The sequence below is a fragment of the Dysosmobacter sp. genome, assembly GCF_034093755.1.
GTDB lineage: Bacteria > Bacillota > Clostridia > Oscillospirales > Oscillospiraceae > Oscillibacter.
On the sequence record NZ_JAXEBZ010000012.1, the window covers coordinates 14,784 to 31,839 of the forward strand.

Consider the following 17,056-nt stretch of genomic DNA (forward strand, 5'->3'; position numbering starts at 1 on the left):
CCATGGGGAGCGGTCCTTTCCTCACTGGCTCAGAAAGACCAGGTTCTTGTCGGTGAGGAAGTTGGGGATGCTGTAGAGCACCACGATGTCATCGATGCCGTTTTCCGCCGCGTATCGGGCGGCGGGCAGCCGGTAGTACCGCAGGTCCAGAAGGTGCACCTCGGAAAACCGCTGGGCCAGGAAGGGCGCCAGGGCGTCGGAATAGCTGTCCCGCACCAGCAGCAGCTTCCCGCCGTCCGGCAGGTTTTCATTCCGGATGACGCACAGCGGCTGGTTGCCCCCCAGGAAGGCGGAGTACTTGTCCTTCCGGTCAAGATACGTCCGGTCATACAGGGCGGCAGGCTCCGCCGCGCCGGTGCGCCAGGAGGTGACGGACAAGCCCGCATCCCGCACCCGGAACTCCATGGTGTCCGGCGTCAGCCAGTGGACGCCGGAGGTAGAGTACAGCGTGCCGTTGAAGTCCTCCGACACCGTTTCCGGGGGGAAATCCGCTGCTTCCAGCGGCTCCTTGCCCAACGTCTCCAGCAGGACATTGGCCCCATAAAAGGCTCCCAGGGTGGTCCAGTGGTGGTCGGTGCGGTAAAAAACCGGCTCCTCCCGATGCTCCGTCAGGGCGGCGCAGAAGTCCACCATGGGCACCCCCGTCTCCGCCGCCTGCTGCAAAACGGCCTTCTGGTCCCAACTTTCCGCCCCGGCGGGCAGCCGGTCCTTCCAGACCTCCGCCGCGGAGGGAATCAGGCCCAGCCAGACACGGGCCTCCGCCTTGTCCGCAAGAGCGGACACATAGCCCAGATTCTTCTCCGTCAGCCCCGGCTCCGGCTTCTCCACTCGGGAGATCAGCGTCTCACCGCAAAGGTACACGCCGTTGAACTCCCGCTTGCCCAGCAGCTGCTCCGCCCGGGCCTTCAGTCCCGTCCACTGGTCCCGCAGGGGGAACTGGTCGGCGAAGTACTCCTCCACCCCCTCTGTGAAGCTGCCGCTTTTCAGAGACTGCCACGAAAACGCCGGCCACTGGGCCAGGGTGCGGTTTTCCACCTCGGACCGCTCCCGGTCCGGCAGCACCAGCGACCACACCAGCATTCCCCCCAGGAACAGGACGAACAGCGCCGTCAGAAAACGGCTGTATGCTTTTGTCATGCCGTTCACCTCCTCAGAACCGGAAATACAGGAAGGGGTTGTAGCTGCCGTCCACCAGATAGGCGGTGCACAGCACCAGAGACGCGGCCATCAGCACCGGCGTCAGCACCTTCCGCGCCCGGTCCGGCAGACGCTGCCAGACCTTTTTGCCCAGGGTGGTGGACGCGGCGCACCCCACCGCCAGCAGCACCGCATAGCTCCGGAGGGTATAGCCGTCCGCGCCGCTCCACAGCATACCGCCGCCGAAGCAGATTCGCAGGTACGCACCGCAGCGTCCCAGGTCCTCAATGGCGAAGATACCCCAGCCCACTGCCGCCACAATCAACGTGTAGAGATGACGCGCTGCAGCAGGGATTCCGGCCAGCACGTCCCGCAGCAGGTACTTCTCCAGCATCAGCCAGCAGAAGAAATACAATCCCCACAGGATGAAGTTCCAGCTGGCCCCGTGCCAGAAGCCGGTACAGAACCAGACAATGAAAATGTTCCGCACCGTCTTTGCCGCGCCGCAGCGGTTGCCGCCCAGGGGAATGTAGAGGTATTCCCGGAACCAGGAGGTCAGGGAAATGTGCCACCGGCGCCAGAATTCCGTGACAGAGGCAGCCAGATAGGGATAGTTGAAGTTCTCGTCGAACCGGAAGCCCAGCATCCGCCCCAGGCCGATGGCCATGTCGGAGTAGCCGGAAAAGTCAAAATAGATCTGGAAGGAGTAGGCAGCCAGGCCCATCCAGCCGCCGGCCACCGTCAGCGTCCCGGCAGCCTGGGCCGCCAGCTGGGCATCCCACAGCGCGCCGATGCCGTTGGCCAGCAGCACTTTTTTGGCCAGCCCCACGCAGAACCGCTGCGCCCCCAGGGCGAAGTCCTCCGCCGTATTCACCCGGTAATCCAGCTCCCGGGCCACCGTCTTGTACTTGACAATGGGGCCGGCAATCAGCTGGGGGAACATGGTGACAAAGGCGCCGAAGGTAATGATATTCCGCTGGGCCGGCGCGTCCTGCCGGTAGACGTCGATGGTGTAGCTCATGGTCTGGAAGGTGAAAAAGGAGATGCCGATAGGCAGGGGGATGTTCCGCAGGGGGATGGTCAGCCCCGCCAGAGTAACAGCGGCAGGCAGTTCCACCCCCGTGAGCAGGAACAGGTTGTCCGCAAAGAAGCCCCAGTACTTGAAAAAGCCCAGCAGCAGGAGGTTGAACACCACCGACTGCCCCACGAACCACCGGGCTTTCCGGTCATTGGACCGGTACTTCTCCACCAGCAGGCCATGGGTGTAGTCAATGAGGATGGACAGGAACATGATGAGGATATATACCGGCTCGCCCCAGCCGTAGAAAAACAGACTCACCGCCAGCAAAACGGCGTTTCTCCACCGCAGCGGAACGGCAAAATACACCAGCAGCGTAATGGGCAGGTAGGCAAACAGAAATGTCAGGCTGCTGAATACCACACGCAGCGCCTCCTTTCACGGAAAAGGCCGCAGCGGCAGGCTGCGGTCTTTTTCCATCGGTTTGGGACAATCATCCGTTGAACTTGGCGTTGAACAGCTCCGCCGCCTCAGACTGGTGGCTGCCGGAGGCAAGCAGGGCCACATAGCGGCCGTTGGAAATGACCTGGGCATCCTTCCAGACCTCCATGGAAGCCGGATACCAGGCGCCGCCGTTGGCCTGATCCTCTGCCCGCTGCTCCAGAATGTCCTTGGCCTGACCGGCGCCGTCTTCCGTCTCGCACTCCATCAGCACGAATTCCGCCACGGCAGCGGAGATCATGGGCACCCGGACGATCAGCTGTCTGGCAGGGATGTCCTTCAGGCCGGGATAGAAGTTCTCCAGCAGCTCCGGGTCCTCCGTCAGGTCCGCAAAATAGGACTCGCCCCAGTCGCTGTCCAGTTCGCTGATCTCCGTCCACAGGGCGGTCAGATCCACGGGGGTCTCCTGCTTGCCGGAAGCTCCGCAGCCCGTCAGGAGAGTAGTCAGCAGTGCCGCCGTCAGCAGCAGGGTAAAAATGCGTTTCATCATGATCGTTTCTCCTTGTTTTTTGGTGTCTGTTTCTCAGACGAATCGCGGAGGCAAAAAGTTTCCGCCTCCGCGAAAATATTCTGCATGCTCCTGTCTTGCATTATGCCCTGTTTCGCGCTATGATTTCAAGAGCATTTGAAAATTTTTAGAATCAGGAGGCCCCTCCATGTACAGCTTTACCAACGATTACAGTGAAACCGCCCATCCCCGCGTTCTGCAGGCCCTGGCTGAGGCCGGCCTGGAGCAGAACTGCGGCTACGGTCTGGACCGCCATTGTCAGGAGGCAGCGGAGCTGATCCGCTCCCTGTGCGGCGCCCCCACCGCCGACGTTCACTTCGCCGTAGGCGGCACCCAGGCCAACCTGCTGGTGATTCACGGGGCCCTCCGCTCCTTTGAGGCGGTCATCGCCGCTTCCACCGCCCACGTCAACGTCCATGAGACGGGCGCCATTGAGGCCACCGGTCACAAGGTCTGCGCCGTCCCCACCCCCGACGGCAAGCTGACCCCCGCCCTGGTGGAGCAGGTTCTCAGCGCCCACCACTCCGAGCACATGGTGGCGCCCAGACTGGTGTACATCTCCGACACCACGGAGCTGGGCACCATCTACACCAAAGCGGAGCTGACAGCCCTCCGCCGCTGCTGCGATGAGCACGGCCTGTACCTCTTCCTGGACGGCGCCCGGCTGGGCTGCGCCCTCACCGCCCCCGGCAATGACCTGACGCTGCCGGACGTGGCCGCCCTCACCGATGCCTTTTACATCGGAGGCACAAAAAACGGCGCCCTGTTCGGCGAGGCCATTGTGCTGATGAATGACGATCTGAAGCCCTGTTTCCGCTGGTATATCAAGCAGCGGGGCGCCATGCTGGCCAAGGGCTTCCTGCTGGGCATCCAGTTCAGGGAGCTGCTGCGGGACGGGCTGTACTTCGATCTGGCCCGCCACGCCAACGAGATGGCCGCCCGCCTGCGTCAGGGCATTCTGGACCACGGCTACCCCATGCCGGTGGACTCCCCCACCAACCAGCTGTTCCCCGTGGTGCCCAATGATGTGGTGCGCCGTCTGGAGGAGCTGGGCTACGGCTTTGAGGTGGACCATCCGGTGGACGCGGACCACACCTGCATCCGGTTTGTCACCAGCTGGGCCACGCCGGAGAGCGCCGTGGAGGAGCTGCTGCGGGACCTTCCGAAAGTCTGACATCAAAAAAGCCACCTGCGGGCGGCTTTTTTCGTGGGGTTTCCCGCCCGGCGTTGTACCATTGAACAGACACAGAGAAAGGAGGCGGCTGCCATGACGGACCGGGAACTGGCCCAGCTGCTGCGCACGGACCGGGAGGCCGGGATGGAAGCCCTGCTGGGGCAATACGGTCCCCTGCTGCGCTACGTCATCGGCGGCGTCCTCCGGGACCCCCAGGACGCCGAGGACTGCTACAGCGAAGTAACCCTGTCCCTGTGGCAGAACGGGGAGCGCTTCGACCCGGAGCAGGGGCGGCTGTCCTCCTACCTGACGGCGGCGGCCCGGAACACCGCCCTGAACCACCTGAAGGCCCGGCTGCGGCGGGAGCGGCATCAGGCGGAGCCGGACGCGGAGGCGGCGGACCACGCCACGCCGGAGCAGGCGGTGCTGCAAAAGGAACAGGCGGAGCGGCTCCGGAGGGCCGTGGAACGGCTGTCCGACAAAGACCGGGCCCTCTTTTACCGCCGCTACTACTATCTGCAGCCTGTGGCGCAGATCGCCGCGGAGATGGGCCTGTCCCTCCGGGCGGCGGAGGGGCGGCTGTACCGCCTGCGCCAGCGGCTGCGGCAGGAGCTGGGAGGTGACGCGCCATGAGCCAATGGGATGAATTTGACTGCACGCTGGCTTCTTCCCTCAGCCAGCTGCCGCCCCCCGACGAGGGCATGGACGCCGTCACGCCCTGGCGCCGGGCCATGAAGCAGATCGTCACCGGGCTGTGCCTTACCTGCTTCACGCTGAATTTTCTGGGGCTGCAGTACCTGCTGCCCGCCCTGGGCGCCATGGAGCTGTATCTGGGCGCCCGGAGCCTCCGGGACGCCAACCGATGGTTCCGCCGGTTCTTCATCATCAGTGCATGTAAAGGAATCTTCCTTTATATCAATCTGGCGGCAGCGGCCACGACCTTCCACGCATCCCTCGCCCTGTTCAACACCGTTTCCGGCATTCCCCTGACGGCAGCCCTGCTGGTCTGCTTCCGGCAGGGGCTGCGGCAGATTACCCGGGAGACGGCACCGGATTTCCGGAAAGACCCGGCCCTGTGGGCGCTGGCGTGGTACGCCGTTCTGATTCTGCTGGCGCTGTTCCTGCCCCAGCCCGGCTGGCCGGTGTTCCTCCTGCTGATTTTCGCCTTTTACCGCATCGTCCGGGCGCTGCTGTCCGCCGCGGCGGAGCTGGAGACCGCCGGGTATGCCCTCCGCGCCGCCCCGGTGCGCATCAGCGGGGAGCGGCTGCGGGCGGTGTGCCTCGGCTCCCTGCTGGCGCTGGTGGGGCTGGCCATGGTGCTTTGGGGACACACCCCCCTCTCCGGCACGGCGGTCACGGAGGTTCCCCTCTCTCCCGAGGGCCGGGCTGTACAGGAGGAGTTGGCAGAGCTGGGCTTTGGGAGCGTGTGGGCGCAGCAATTGACGGAAACGGACCTGCTGTCCCTTCGGGGCGCCGTCCGGCTGGATGACGGCGGCGTGGAGGAGATTCCCCAGGGGAGCGACGGCGGCAACCTCCACGAAAACCAGGTGTTCTTCTTCCTGATGCCCGACGGCGACGTGCGGGTTCTCCACTTCTTCGCCCCCGGCGACGGCGGCGGCTTCTGGCAGTGCCAGCTTTCCGTCCGGTCCAACGCCGCCGTCACCGGCTGCACCACGCGGCTGACGTGGCAGCGGGGCGGCAGATTCCGGGCCGCGGAGCTGGCGGCGGAGGACGGGGTCATGAACACCGGGCTGGACTTCTTCGGCCAGCCCTATACGGAGTGCTCCGCGGAGTTTCCGCCTTTCAGCTGGCCCCTGTTTTCCCACACCCGCCGGGGCTACGTTCTGTTCACCGCCGGGCAGGAGGCCAATCCCCGGACCCTTCTGCAGGAGCGGCTGGAGTACCGCTCCGACAGCCATCCCGCCTATCCCTACGGCACCTATGCCGGAAAAGCCGACTGGTCCTACGGCCGCCGCTGCTACTACGGCGACGGCTCCGGCCTGACCTGGAAGGCCGATCAGGAGACAGAATAAGCCCCAGCCGCCCCGTTCCCTCCGGACGGGGCGGGTCTTTTTTGCCGGAAGGGCAGTTTTTATCTTTTCGGATAAAAAATTTCCGGGAGTTTTATATTTTTTTACATCCAGCTGTTTTACTGGATTTCAAGCTGATATTCCCTGTCTGAACCAGCGCCGGCTTCCGCCGGGCAATATGAATAGGAGAAGGATCTATGGCTGAAATGACTTACACCATCCGGCTGACCCTGAACGGTCAGCCCCGGACCTTCACGGTGACACAGGAGGAGACGCTGCTGCACCTCATCCGGGAGCAGGCCGGTCTCACCGGCGCCAAGAAGGGCTGCGACCTGGGGGAGTGCGGCGCCTGCACCGTCATCATGGACGGCCGGGCCGTCAACTCCTGCTGCGTCTTTGCCCTCCAGGCCGACGGCGCCGACGTGGAGACCATTGAGGGCATCGGCACCGCCGAGGCGCCCCATCCCCTGCAGCAGGCGTTTGTGGACGCCGGCGCCATCCAGTGCGGCTACTGCACCCCCGGCATGATCATGGCCGCCAAGGCCCTGCTGGACCGGAACCCCTCCCCCACCATGGAGGAGATCCGGCAGGCCATGTCCGGCAACCTCTGCCGCTGCACCGGCTATGAGAAGATTGAGCAGGCCATTGCGCAGGCGTCGGAGATCATCGCCGCCTACGCGGAGCAGAACGGAGGGAAAGCCCATGGAAACTAAGACGCCTTTCCAGACCGTCAATCACCCCATTCCCCGGCTGGAATCCATGGACAAGGCCACCGGCAAGGCGCTGTACACCGATGACATCCGCCTGCCCAACACCGCCTACGCCGCCATCGTCCGCAGCCCCTACTCCCGGGCAAAGGTCCTCAGCATCGACATCTCCGCCGCGGAGAAGGTCCCCGGCTATCTGGGCTGCCTGATGCCGGAAGAAGCCCCCACCCTGTATTTCAACTGCTCCGGCAACCCGCCCTCTCCCCTGCTGATGGCGGATGAAACCGTCTTTACCCGCGAACCCAAGGTTCTGGGTGACCGCATCATGTGCGTAGCCGCTGAGACCGAGGAAGCCGCCCGTCTGGCCGCCGACGCCGTCCATGTGGAGTACGAGGTGCTGACACCCTGCCTGGATATTCCCGATGCCCTGCGTCCCGATGCTGTCCCGGTTCAGCCGCATATCTCCGCAGACAATGTGATCCAGCATCGCGAGGTATTTCAGGGCGACCGAAAGGCCGGCGAAGAAGCCTCCGACATCATTGTGGAGGACCATTTCTACACCCCGCCCATGCAGCACGCCACCATCGAGCTGACCTCCTGCCTGTGTGATTTCAGCGATGGTAAGCACCTGACTGTCTACAGCACCTCTCAGACCGTCTTTCAGGAGAGACGCATTATGGCGCAGATCCTGGGGCTGAAGGAAACCGATGTGCGTTTCAACAAGCCCATTGTGGGCGGCGGCTTCGGCGCCCGCCAGCAGCTCCACGCCCAGCATGTGGCCGCGCTGATGTCCAGAAAACTCAAGCGACCGGTAAATCTGACCTACACCCGGGAGGAGGACCTGTACTCCGTGGTGCGCCACGGCTCCGACGTGGACCTGCGTATCGGCGCCACCAAGGACGGTATGCTTCAACTGTTCGATACTACTTTCCGTCTGAATGCCGGTCCCTTCACTACCCACAGCCCGACAGTTGTTGCCGCCGCTGCCCGGAAACTGCAGTATAACGTCCCCAATTACTTCTTCCACGGCATAAGCGTGTTCACCAATCATATCACCGGAGGCGCTTTCCGCGGCTACGGCAACTCACAGCTGACGTTTGGCCGTGAGATTCTCATGGACCGTCTGGCCACAGCATTGAATATGGACCCCGTGGAGCTGCGTCTGAAAAATCAGGTCCAGGTAGGCGAATGCTTCCCCTGCGCCAGTATTCCGGTCAGCAGCAACGGCATTGAGGCGTGCGCCAAACGCTGCCGCGAAATTCAGGATGAGATCGACGCCAAGGCCCCGCTCATTGACAATGATGAGATTCGTCAGGCCTGGGGCATTGCTTTCAGCTGCCACGGCTCCGGCCCCTCCTCCAAGGAGGGTCTGAGCGGTGCGGTCATTATGCTCAACGCAGACGCCACTGTCCATCTGCTGGTAGGCTCCGCCGACATCGGTCAGGGCAGCGAAACCATGGAGTGTCAGATCGCGGCAGAGTGTCTGGGGATTCCCCTGTCCGATGTCCAGATCACTGCGGCCGACACCCTGACCACCCCCTATAACACCGGTACCTTCGGCTCCAGCCAGACCTTTATCTGCGGCAACGCGGTGACCCTGGCCTGTGATGATTTGAAGCGCAAAGTCCTGGAGCAGCTGAAGGTCATCTATTCTGGCTGCGAAGTCGAGGAAAAAGACCACCGCTACTACATCCGCGGCACCGAAAACCTGGAGTTGAGTTTCCGGGAAGCCGCCGAAAAGATCCTGTTTGACTTCAAGGGAGGCGTTATGATCGGATCCGGCAGCTACAAAGCCGCCGCCTGCCCCAATCCCTTCTCCGTGTGCTTCGTCAAGGCGGAGTACCACAAGAAGCTCAACGCCATCCGTCTGCTGGACATCATTCAGGTGGTGGACGTAGGCACTCCCATTAACCGTATGACCGTCGCCGGTCAATTGGAGGGCGGCATCGCTCAGGGCGTCGGCTATGCGCTGTACGAGCGCATGGAAATTAACCCCCGAACCAAGCGCACCCTGTCCTCTGACCTGCTCCACTACCGCATCCCTCAGATGGACGATATGCCCCAGACCTATGTTGATATGGTGGACAGCTATGATCCCTACGGGCCGCTGGGAGCCAAGAGCGTAGGCGAGCTGGCCACGGTTCCCGTGGCTCCCGCCATTGTCAATGCCGTCCGTCACGCCGCCGGCACGGAGATCTCCTCCCTGCCCCTGTGCGACAAATTCGTCATTCTCCCCAGCAAGCGAAAGGAGGAGCGCCGCTGATGAACAACATGCCCAAGACCGTGCAGGAGGCTGTCTCCGCCGCGCCCGTCACCTATGTGGGCGGCGGCACGGACCTGATGCCGCTGCTGAAAAACCACGTCCGGAATGACCGGAACCTGGTGTTCCTGAAGGACATTCCTGAGCTGAAAGAGATCCGGGACGAGGGAACCCATCTGAGCATCGGCGCAGGCGTCACCCTGTGGGACGTCTCCCGGCATACGGACATCTGCCGCCTGCTGCCCGCCGCGGCCCAGGCCGCTGCTGCCACCGCCTCCCCCCAGATCCGCAACATCGCCACCATCGGCGGCAACATCATGCAGGACCGGCGGTGCATTTACTTCAACCAGAGTCTCTACTGGCGGGGCGCCCTGCCGCTGTGCTTCAAAACCGGCGGCAGCGTCTGCCACCAGATTCCCAACTCCCCCGTCTGCCGCGCCATCTACTACTCCGACGTGGCCACCGCTCTGCTGGCCTATGACGCGGAGGCGGAGTACATGGAGGACGGCCAGGTCCGCACCTGCCCCCTTTCGGAGCTGATCAGCCGCCACACCGCCGCCAACGGTCTGGCCTGCAACCGCCATCTGCCGGTGCTGGTGCTGCGCTTCCGGGTGCCCAAGCCCGCCGAAGGCGAGCGCAGCGGCTTCCACAAGTACGCCATGCGCTCCACCATCGACTTCCCCCTTATCAACTTCGCTCTCCACTGCGGCGGAAACCGTCCCGCCAAGTTGGTGGTCGGCGCCGTCAGCACCCAGCCGGTGGAGCTGCCGGAGACGGCGGCGCTGCTGGACAGCGGCGCCTCTGACGAGGAAGTCGCCGCCGCCTGCAGGGCGGAGCTGAAAAAGCTGGCCAAGCCCATCAAGGAGGCCTGCATCTCCCCCGCCGTCAAGCGGGAGCTGTATGACCAGGTCCGGTTCCTGCTGCCCCTCCGCCATCCCCAGTGACTGAAAAAGCGCCCCGAATCCGCGGATTCGGGGCGCTTTTTTTCGGTTTTCCTCCATTTCCCTCTTGACACGAACAGTTGTTCGAGTTATGATAATGGCAAGATTAGAACAGTTGTTCGACAGGAGGAATTCTCATGACTGGCTGGACTTTTTTCTTCACCATGGTGGGCATCGTTTTTCTGACCACCCAGCTTTTCCGCGTCATCGACGCCATTGAGCAGCCGGCAAAGCGCTCCCGCCGCCGGCGGGCCATGGCCCGCTGAAGCTCCGCCATGGAGCTTCTGGACAAGCTGACCATCCTCTCCGACGCGGCGAAATATGACGCCGCCTGCACTTCCAGCGGGGTGAAGCGGGGGTTCCGCCAGGGGATGATCGGCAACACCACCTCCTCCATCGCCGGCTGCTGCCACACCTTTTCCGCCGACGGGCGCTGCGTCACGCTGCTGAAGGTACTGCTGACCAACCGCTGCGTCTATGACTGCAAATACTGCGTCAACCGCCGCAGCAATGACACCCGCCGGGCCATGTTCACCCCCCGGGAGCTGGCGGAGCTGACCATCCAGTTCTACCGCCGCAATTACATTGAGGGGCTGTTCCTCTCCTCCGGCGTGTACCGCAGTCCCGACGAGACCACGGAGCTGATGATCCGCGCCCTGCGGATTCTGCGGGAGGAGTACCGGTTCAACGGGTACATCCACGCCAAGGCCATCCCCGGCACCGCCCCGGCGCTGGTGGAGCAGCTGGGGCTGCTGGCGGACCGGCTCAGCGTCAACATTGAGCTGCCCTCTGAGAGGGGCCTGCAGACGCTGGCGCCGGACAAGACCAAAACCGCCATTCTGGCCCCCATGCGCCAGATCCGGCAGCGGGTGGCGGAGAACAAGGAAGAGCTGGTGAAATACCGCCACGCTCCCAAATTCGCTCCCGCCGGCCAGAGCACCCAGCTGATCGTGGGCGCCACGGCTGACAGCGACCTCCACATCCTGCGGCTGACCCAGGGACTGTATGACCAATACCGTTTGAAACGTGTGTTCTACTCCGCTTATGTGCCGGTGGTGGAACACGCTTTGCTTCCCTCCCGGGATGTGAAGCCGCCGCTGCTGCGGGAGCACCGGCTGTATCAGGCGGACTGGCTGCTGCGGTTTTACGGCTTCCGGGCGGAGGAGCTGCTGGACGAGGAAACCCCGGATTTCAACCCGCTGGTGGACCCCAAGTGCAGCTGGGCCCTGGCCCATCTGGACTTCTTCCCCGTGGAGGTCAACACGGCGGACTATGAGACGCTGCTCCGGGTCCCCGGCATCGGCGTCACCTCCGCCAGACGGATTCTGTACTCCCGGCGGGCGGGGCGGCTGCACCTGGACCAGCTGCGGAAGCTGGGGGTGGTGATGAAGCGGGCCCAGTATTTCCTCACCGCCTCCGGGAAAATGACGGAGGGAATCCGGTTCACCCCGGAGTCCCTGCTGCGGAATCTGGCAGCGGCGGAGCGGCCCGCCCTTCCCCAGCCGGCGATGGAACAGCTGTCCCTGTTTGACGCGGTCTGAAAGGGGCTTGTCATGACAGAAATGGTTTATTGCTACGACGGCAGCTTTGACGGCTTCCTCTGCTGTATTTTTGAGAGCTACGCCAGACACGAAGTCCTCACCGCCATCAACAGCGATGAGGACTCGGAGCCGACGCTGTACCCCACCCGGCAGGTTGTCACGGACCGGGACCACGCCCGGCGGGTCTACCGGAAGATCCGCCAGCTGTCCCCCGCCGCCGCCGACCTGGTGCGCCGGGGGTTTCTCACCTGCATGCCGGAGATGGAGCTGCAGCTCTACCGGCTGGTGGCGAAGCTTCTGCGGGAGGGGCCCGGCTTTCTGCGGAACCTGTCCGACGAAACGCTGTACCCTGTGCTGAAGGCCGTCCGCTTTCTGGGGGCGGAGGCGGAAAAGCTGCGGGGCTTCGTGCGGTTTTCCGACTTCAACGGCGTCTTGGGCAGCGAGATCGAGCCGAAAAACCGCATTCTGCCGGTACTGCGGGGCCATTTCTGCAGCCGGTATCAAAACGAAAAATTCTTCATCTATGACCGCACCCACCGGGAGGCGCTGTTCTACGCCGACGGGAAGGCCGTGATCCTCCCGCTGGAGCACTTCCAGATGGCGCCGCCGGACGAGACGGAGGCCGCCTACCGGCAGCTCTGGAAGCGGTTTTACGACACCATCGCCATCCGGGAGCGGGAGAACCCCCGCTGCCGCATGACCCACATGCCCAAGCGGTACTGGAACACCATGACGGAGTTTCAGGGGCCGGAGCACTTCACTCCCCAAGGCTCTCCCGCAGATGGGCCAGCCCCTTCTTTTCCAGCCGGGAAATCTGCACCTGGGAGACCTTCAGGACCCTTGCCGTCTGCTCCTGGGTCATCCCCCTGAAGTACCGGAAAAGGATGGTCATCCGCTCCTTTTCCGGCAGGCGGTCAATGGCCTCCCGCAGCGCAATGCGCTCCACCATGCCCTCCTCCGGCGCGTCGGTGCCCAGCATCCCCTCCAGGGGCAGGCCCTCCTCCGTCTCCGCCTGCAAGGACTCCGGCGCGGCAGACGCAAGGTCCACCCGCGCGATCTCCTCCGCCTCCAGTCCGGTGGCCTCCGCCAGCTCGGAAAGCAGCGGCTCCCGGTGCAGCTGGTGTCGCAGAGTCTCCCTTGTGCTGTAAAGGAGTTGTGCTTTCTCCCGCATGCTGCGGCTGACTTTCAGTGCTCCGTCGTCCCGCAGGAACCGCCGGATTTCCCCGGCGATTTTCGGGACGGCGTAGGTGGAGAAGCAAGTGCCGTAGGAGAAGTCGAAGCCCCTGACCGCTTTCAGAAACCCCAGACAGCCCAGCTGATACAGGTCCTCCGGCTCCACGCCGCGGCCATAATAGCGGCGCACAATGCTCCAGATCAGGCCGCTGTTTTCCCGGACCACCTGCTCACAGGCCTCGGCGTCGCCGGACTGGGCCGCCTGCAGCAGTTCCCCGTTCATCCCTGCTTTTTCAGGCGGGTGGCGATCTTTTTGCGCATCACCACGGTGGTGCCCCGCCCCGGCGTAGATTTGACCGCCAGCTTATCCATGAAGCTCTCCATGATGGTGAACCCCATGCCGCTGCGCTCCTCCCCGCCGGTGGTGTACATGGGCTGCCGGGCCTTCTCCACATCCGGGATGCCCTTTCCGTGGTCCTTCACCGTGATCTCCAGCACGCTGCCGGGGCAGATACGGGCCTTCAGAATCACTTTTCCCATAGTGGCCGGGTACGCGTGGACGATGGCGTTGGTCACCGCCTCGCTGACCACGGTCTTGATGTCCTCCAGTTCGTTGAGGGTGGGGTCCATCTGCGCCGCGAAGCACGCCACCACGCCCCGGGCAAAGCCCTCGTTGGCGCTGCGGCTGGGGAATTCCACGGTTATGTAGTTTTCCGCTTTACTTTTCATCGTCTGTTCCTCCTGCCTGAATGGTCATCAGCCGGTCAATGCCCGCGGCGTCCATCACCCGTTTGGCCTGACGGGGCACCCGGCACACCACCACACTGCCCCCCAGATTCCGCACGCTGCGCTGGGCCCGCAGCAGCACCGCGATGCCGGAGCTGTCCATAAACGTGACGCCGCCGAAATCCAGCACCAGCTGCAGCGGCAGCGCCGATTCCACCGCCTCCTCCACTTCCCGGATGGCGGTTTTCGCGCCGTGGTGGTCCAGCTCGCCGGAAAAGCGCAGCAGCAATTTCCGGTCAACACTTTTCGCCTGTATCTCCATTTGTTTCCCTTCTTTTGTTTGAGATTTTTCCAGATTCTTCCGAAAATAAGTGGGCCTATGCCGATGATAGCACAGGCCCTTTCTGCATTTTGTCGAACCCTCTCACAGGCAGGACAAAAACTGCATGAAAAGCAAGCATCCGTATGGCTTAGCCATACGGATGCTTGAGCGTGTCGAGAAAACTGCGTTTACAGGACCTGCTTTCAAAAAGCAGGGGGAGCTCGAGGGGGCAGAGCCCGCCTCGAATTGGATCGAATGCCTGCAAAAAGCTTGCGCAGCAAGCGTTTGCGCCGCATAGCGGCAGCTTTTTTGACTGCGTATCAGGCAAAAAAGCGAGGCAGTTTGAAGGCTGTCAAAAAAGTCCGAAGGACTTTTTCGACAACCTGAAGCATCCGTATGGCTGAGCCATACGGATGCTTGTTCTCTATTCAGGCATCTGCGGCAAGCCGCAGAGTGCGCCAACTGACAGGAAATCCTCCCCTCAGCCCTGCATGGCTTTCGCGGATTCCTCCAGCTTGGCGATGAGCTCGCTGTACTTGGCGGCCTTCTCCCGCTCGGCGTTCACCACCGCCTCCGGAGCGTTGGCCACGAACTTCTCGTTCTTCAGCTTGTTCTCCGTAATGCGCAGGCCGTTGCGGGCCTTTTCCAGCTCCTTGCCGATGCGCTCCAGCTCCGCCTTGAAATCCACCAGCTCGTTGAGGGGGATATAGGCGTTGGCCTTCCGGGTAACGATGTTCACCAGGCCGTTCAGGTCCTCCGGCGCCTTGCCGGCCACCGTCACCTTTTCCGCGTAGGCCAGACGGGTGATGAAGTGGGCGCCCTGCTCATAGATGGCGGGCTCGTCGGTGACCAGAATCACCTCCGCCTTCTTGGAGGGGGGCACGTTCATCTCGGCACGGCGGGTGCGGATGGCCTTGATGGTGTCCATCACCGCCTCCATGGCGTCGGCCTCAGCGGGGAAGTTCAGGGCCTCCTGATACTCCGGCCACTGGGAGGTCATCAGATAGTCGCCGGTGTGGGGCAGCGCCTGCCAGATCTCCTCGGTGATGAAGGGCATGAAGGGATGCAGCAGCTTCAGCACTTCCGTCAGCACGTAGCACAGCACGTTTTCCGCCACCAGACGGGACGCCTGATCCTCCCCGTTCATGCGGGTCTTGGTCAGCTCGATATACCAGTCGCAATAGGTGTCCCAGATGAAGTCATAGACCTTGGCGGAGGCCACGCCGATCTCATAGCTGTCCAGATTCTCGGTGACTTCCTTCACCAGGGTGTTCAGCTTGGTCAGGACCCACTTGTCCTCCCGCTCCAGCTCTTCGGTGGCGGGCAGCCGGCACTCCTCAATGGTCAGGTTCATCTGCACAAACCGGGAGGCGTTCCAGATCTTGTTGGCGAAGTTCCGCATGGCCTCGCACTTCTCGGTGTAGAACCGGGTGTCGTTGCCGGGGCTGTTGCCGGTGATGAGGTTGAAGCGCAGGGCGTCAGCGCCGTACTTCTCCGCCATCTCCAGCGGATCGATGCCGTTGCCCAGGGACTTGGACATCTTGCGGCCCTTGTCATCCCGCACCAGGCCGTGGATCAGCACGGTGTGGAAAGGAATCTGCTTCATCTGCTCACAGCCGGAGAAGATCATCCGGGCCACCCAGAAGAAGATGATGTCATATCCGGTGACCATGACGGAGGTGGGATAGTAATAGGCCAGGTCCTCCGTCTTTTCCGGCCAGCCCAGGGTGCTGAAGGGCCACAGGGCGGAGGAGAACCAGGTGTCCAGCACGTCGGGGTCACGGGTCAGGTGGGCGCTGCCGCACTTTTCGCAGACAGTGGGGTCCTCCCGGCTGACGTTGATATGGCCGCAGTCATCGCAGTACCAGGCGGGAATCTGATGGCCCCACCACAGCTGGCGGCTGATGCACCAGTCGTGGACGTTTTCCATCCAGTTGATATAGGTCTTGGAGAAGCGCTCGGGGACGAACTTCACTTCGCCCTCCTTCACCACCCGCAGGGCCTCCTGGGCCAGCGGCTCCATCTTCACGAACCACTGGGCGGAGATCAGGGGCTCCACGTCGTTGTGGCAGCGGTAGCAGGTGCCCACGTTGTGGCTGTAGGGCTCCACCTTCACCAGGTAGCCCTGCTCCTCCAGGTCCTTCACCACCTGCTTGCGGCACTCGTAACGGTCCATGCCATTGTACTTGCCGCCGTTCTCGTTGATGCGGCCGTCATCGGCGATGACGCGGATGACCTCCAGGTTGTGGCGCAGGCCCACCTCGAAGTCGTTGGGGTCATGGGCAGGGGTCATCTTCACGGCGCCGGTGCCGAAGCCGATCTCGCAGTACTCGTCGCCCACAATGGGGATTTCCCGGTTCATGAGAGGCAGGATGCAGGTCTTGCCGATGAGGTGCTTGAACTTCTCGTCCTCCGGGTTCACCGCCACGCCGGTATCACCCATCATGGTCTCCGGACGGGTAGTGGCCACCACGATGTCGCCGCTGCCGTCAGACAGGGGGTAGCGGATATACCACAGATTGCCGGGCTTGTCCTGATATTCCACCTCGGCGTCGGACAGGGCGGTGACGCAGTGGGGGCACCAGTTGATGATGCGGCTGCCCTTGTAGATCAGGCCCTTGTCGTACAGCTCGCAGAAGGTCTCCCGGACGGCCTTGGAACAGCCCTCGTCCATGGTGAAGCGGGAGCGGCTCCAGTCGCAGGACACGCCCAGCTTCTTCTGCTGCTCCACGATGCGGCCGCCGTACTTCTCCTTCCACTGCCAGACGCGCTGCAGGAACTTCTCACGGCCCAGGTCGTAGCGGGTCTTGCCTTCCTTGACCCGGAGCTCCTCCTCCACCTTGATCTGGGTGGCAATGCCGGCGTGGTCCGTGCCGGGCAGCCACAGGGCGGAGTAGCCCTGCATCCGCTTGAAGCGGGTCAGGATGTCCGGCAGGGTTCAGTCCAGGGCGTGGCCCATGTGGAGCTGGCCCGTGACGTTGGGGGGCGGCATGACGATGGAGAAGGGCTTCTTCTCGG

Annotated in this window: 15 protein-coding genes and 1 pseudogene; 9 read left to right on the plus strand and 7 right to left on the minus strand. The window is 63.1% G+C overall.

Translation table 11 applies throughout. The features are described 5' to 3' along the window. Nucleotides 1-21: 21 nt before the first annotated feature. The 3 genes from SOX55_RS01130 to SOX55_RS01140 all read right to left on the minus strand — a co-directional run bounded on the left by SOX55_RS01130 (nucleotide 22) and on the right by SOX55_RS01140 (nucleotide 3,146). Complete coding sequence (locus SOX55_RS01130) at nucleotides 22-1,137, minus strand: DHHW family protein (RefSeq protein WP_325285593.1); 1,116 nt, start codon at nucleotides 1,135-1,137, stop codon at nucleotides 22-24. 13 nt (nucleotides 1,138-1,150) lie between these two features. After that, nucleotides 1,151-2,578, minus strand: a complete 1,428-nt coding sequence (locus SOX55_RS01135) for an MBOAT family O-acyltransferase (RefSeq protein ID WP_325285594.1) — start codon at nucleotides 2,576-2,578, stop codon at nucleotides 1,151-1,153. A gap of 70 nt (nucleotides 2,579-2,648) precedes the next feature. Continuing rightward, complete coding sequence (locus tag SOX55_RS01140; RefSeq protein WP_325285595.1) at nucleotides 2,649-3,146, minus strand: DUF4358 domain-containing protein; 498 nt, start codon at nucleotides 3,144-3,146, stop codon at nucleotides 2,649-2,651. 166 nt (nucleotides 3,147-3,312) lie between these two features. On the opposite strand from SOX55_RS01140, the gene SOX55_RS01145 reads away from it, so the two are divergent. The 9 genes from SOX55_RS01145 to SOX55_RS01185 all read left to right on the plus strand — a co-directional run bounded on the left by SOX55_RS01145 (nucleotide 3,313) and on the right by SOX55_RS01185 (nucleotide 12,687). Continuing rightward, nucleotides 3,313-4,338, plus strand: coding sequence for a threonine aldolase family protein (locus SOX55_RS01145; RefSeq protein WP_325285596.1), 1,026 nt, complete (start codon nucleotides 3,313-3,315; stop codon nucleotides 4,336-4,338). A gap of 93 nt (nucleotides 4,339-4,431) precedes the next feature. Continuing rightward, nucleotides 4,432-4,971 carry an RNA polymerase sigma factor gene (locus tag SOX55_RS01150; protein WP_325285597.1) on the plus strand — a complete coding sequence of 180 codons (540 nt, stop codon included), beginning with the start codon at nucleotides 4,432-4,434 and terminating at the stop codon, nucleotides 4,969-4,971. Further along, complete coding sequence (locus SOX55_RS01155) at nucleotides 4,968-6,371, plus strand: hypothetical protein (RefSeq protein ID WP_325285598.1); 1,404 nt, start codon at nucleotides 4,968-4,970, stop codon at nucleotides 6,369-6,371. The genes SOX55_RS01150 and SOX55_RS01155 overlap by 4 nt, the downstream gene beginning before the upstream one ends. A gap of 194 nt (nucleotides 6,372-6,565) precedes the next feature. After that, nucleotides 6,566-7,081, plus strand: a complete 516-nt coding sequence (locus SOX55_RS01160) for a (2Fe-2S)-binding protein (protein WP_442873594.1) — start codon at nucleotides 6,566-6,568, stop codon at nucleotides 7,079-7,081. Continuing rightward, on the plus strand, nucleotides 7,071-9,338 hold the full coding sequence (locus SOX55_RS01165) for a xanthine dehydrogenase family protein molybdopterin-binding subunit (RefSeq protein WP_325285599.1): 2,268 nt from the start codon (nucleotides 7,071-7,073) through the stop codon (nucleotides 9,336-9,338). Before SOX55_RS01160 ends, SOX55_RS01165 begins: the two co-directional genes overlap by 11 nt. Next, on the plus strand, nucleotides 9,338-10,279 hold the full coding sequence (locus SOX55_RS01170; protein WP_325285600.1) for an FAD binding domain-containing protein: 942 nt from the start codon (nucleotides 9,338-9,340) through the stop codon (nucleotides 10,277-10,279). The genes SOX55_RS01165 and SOX55_RS01170 overlap by 1 nt, the downstream gene beginning before the upstream one ends. Nucleotides 10,280-10,413: 134 nt before the next feature. Then, a complete protein-coding gene (locus tag SOX55_RS01175) occupies nucleotides 10,414-10,542 on the plus strand; it encodes a hypothetical protein (protein ID WP_325285601.1) in 129 nt (42 codons plus the stop codon). Nucleotides 10,543-10,551: 9 nt separating this feature from the next. Further along, nucleotides 10,552-11,817: a putative DNA modification/repair radical SAM protein gene (locus tag SOX55_RS01180; RefSeq protein WP_325285602.1), complete on the plus strand. Its 1,266-nt coding sequence runs from the start codon at nucleotides 10,552-10,554 to the stop codon at nucleotides 11,815-11,817. Between the two features lie 12 nt (nucleotides 11,818-11,829). Next, nucleotides 11,830-12,687: a TIGR03915 family putative DNA repair protein gene (locus SOX55_RS01185; protein ID WP_325285603.1), complete on the plus strand. Its 858-nt coding sequence runs from the start codon at nucleotides 11,830-11,832 to the stop codon at nucleotides 12,685-12,687. Here the strand turns inward: SOX55_RS01185 and SOX55_RS01190 are convergent. The 4 genes and pseudogenes from SOX55_RS01190 to SOX55_RS01205 all read right to left on the minus strand — a co-directional run. Continuing rightward, nucleotides 12,575-13,273 carry a sigma-70 family RNA polymerase sigma factor gene (locus SOX55_RS01190; RefSeq protein WP_325285604.1) on the minus strand — a complete coding sequence of 233 codons (699 nt, stop codon included), beginning with the start codon at nucleotides 13,271-13,273 and terminating at the stop codon, nucleotides 12,575-12,577. The genes SOX55_RS01185 and SOX55_RS01190 overlap by 113 nt on opposite strands. Further along, complete coding sequence (gene spoIIAB / locus SOX55_RS01195) at nucleotides 13,270-13,719, minus strand: anti-sigma F factor (protein ID WP_325285605.1); 450 nt, start codon at nucleotides 13,717-13,719, stop codon at nucleotides 13,270-13,272. Before spoIIAB ends, SOX55_RS01190 begins: the two co-directional genes overlap by 4 nt. After that, a complete protein-coding gene (locus tag SOX55_RS01200) occupies nucleotides 13,709-14,038 on the minus strand; it encodes an STAS domain-containing protein (RefSeq protein ID WP_325285606.1) in 330 nt (109 codons plus the stop codon). The genes spoIIAB and SOX55_RS01200 overlap by 11 nt, the downstream gene beginning before the upstream one ends. A 481-nt stretch (nucleotides 14,039-14,519) precedes the next feature. Then, nucleotides 14,520-17,056 (minus strand): annotated as a pseudogene (locus SOX55_RS01205) (valine--tRNA ligase); the annotation flags it as partial.

Bases quoted from the DNA above. Each gene is read 5' to 3' on its own strand.
- SOX55_RS01160 (WP_442873594.1), top strand. From the start codon at position 6,566: ATGGCTGAAATGACTTACACCATCCGGCTGACCCTGAACGGTCAGCCC.
- spoIIAB (WP_325285605.1), bottom strand. From the start codon at position 13,719: ATGAAAAGTAAAGCGGAAAACTACATAACCGTGGAATTCCCCAGCCGC.
- SOX55_RS01150 (WP_325285597.1), top strand. From the start codon at position 4,432: ATGACGGACCGGGAACTGGCCCAGCTGCTGCGCACGGACCGGGAGGCC.
- SOX55_RS01180 (WP_325285602.1), top strand. From the start codon at position 10,552: ATGGAGCTTCTGGACAAGCTGACCATCCTCTCCGACGCGGCGAAATAT.
- SOX55_RS01165 (WP_325285599.1), top strand. From the start codon at position 7,071: ATGGAAACTAAGACGCCTTTCCAGACCGTCAATCACCCCATTCCCCGG.
- SOX55_RS01130 (WP_325285593.1), bottom strand. From the start codon at position 1,137: ATGACAAAAGCATACAGCCGTTTTCTGACGGCGCTGTTCGTCCTGTTC.
- SOX55_RS01170 (WP_325285600.1), top strand. From the start codon at position 9,338: ATGAACAACATGCCCAAGACCGTGCAGGAGGCTGTCTCCGCCGCGCCC.
- SOX55_RS01190 (WP_325285604.1), bottom strand. From the start codon at position 13,273: ATGAACGGGGAACTGCTGCAGGCGGCCCAGTCCGGCGACGCCGAGGCC.
- SOX55_RS01200 (WP_325285606.1), bottom strand. From the start codon at position 14,038: ATGGAGATACAGGCGAAAAGTGTTGACCGGAAATTGCTGCTGCGCTTT.
- SOX55_RS01185 (WP_325285603.1), top strand. From the start codon at position 11,830: ATGACAGAAATGGTTTATTGCTACGACGGCAGCTTTGACGGCTTCCTC.
- SOX55_RS01155 (WP_325285598.1), top strand. From the start codon at position 4,968: ATGAGCCAATGGGATGAATTTGACTGCACGCTGGCTTCTTCCCTCAGC.
- SOX55_RS01175 (WP_325285601.1), top strand. From the start codon at position 10,414: ATGACTGGCTGGACTTTTTTCTTCACCATGGTGGGCATCGTTTTTCTG.
- SOX55_RS01145 (WP_325285596.1), top strand. From the start codon at position 3,313: ATGTACAGCTTTACCAACGATTACAGTGAAACCGCCCATCCCCGCGTT.
- SOX55_RS01140 (WP_325285595.1), bottom strand. From the start codon at position 3,146: ATGATGAAACGCATTTTTACCCTGCTGCTGACGGCGGCACTGCTGACT.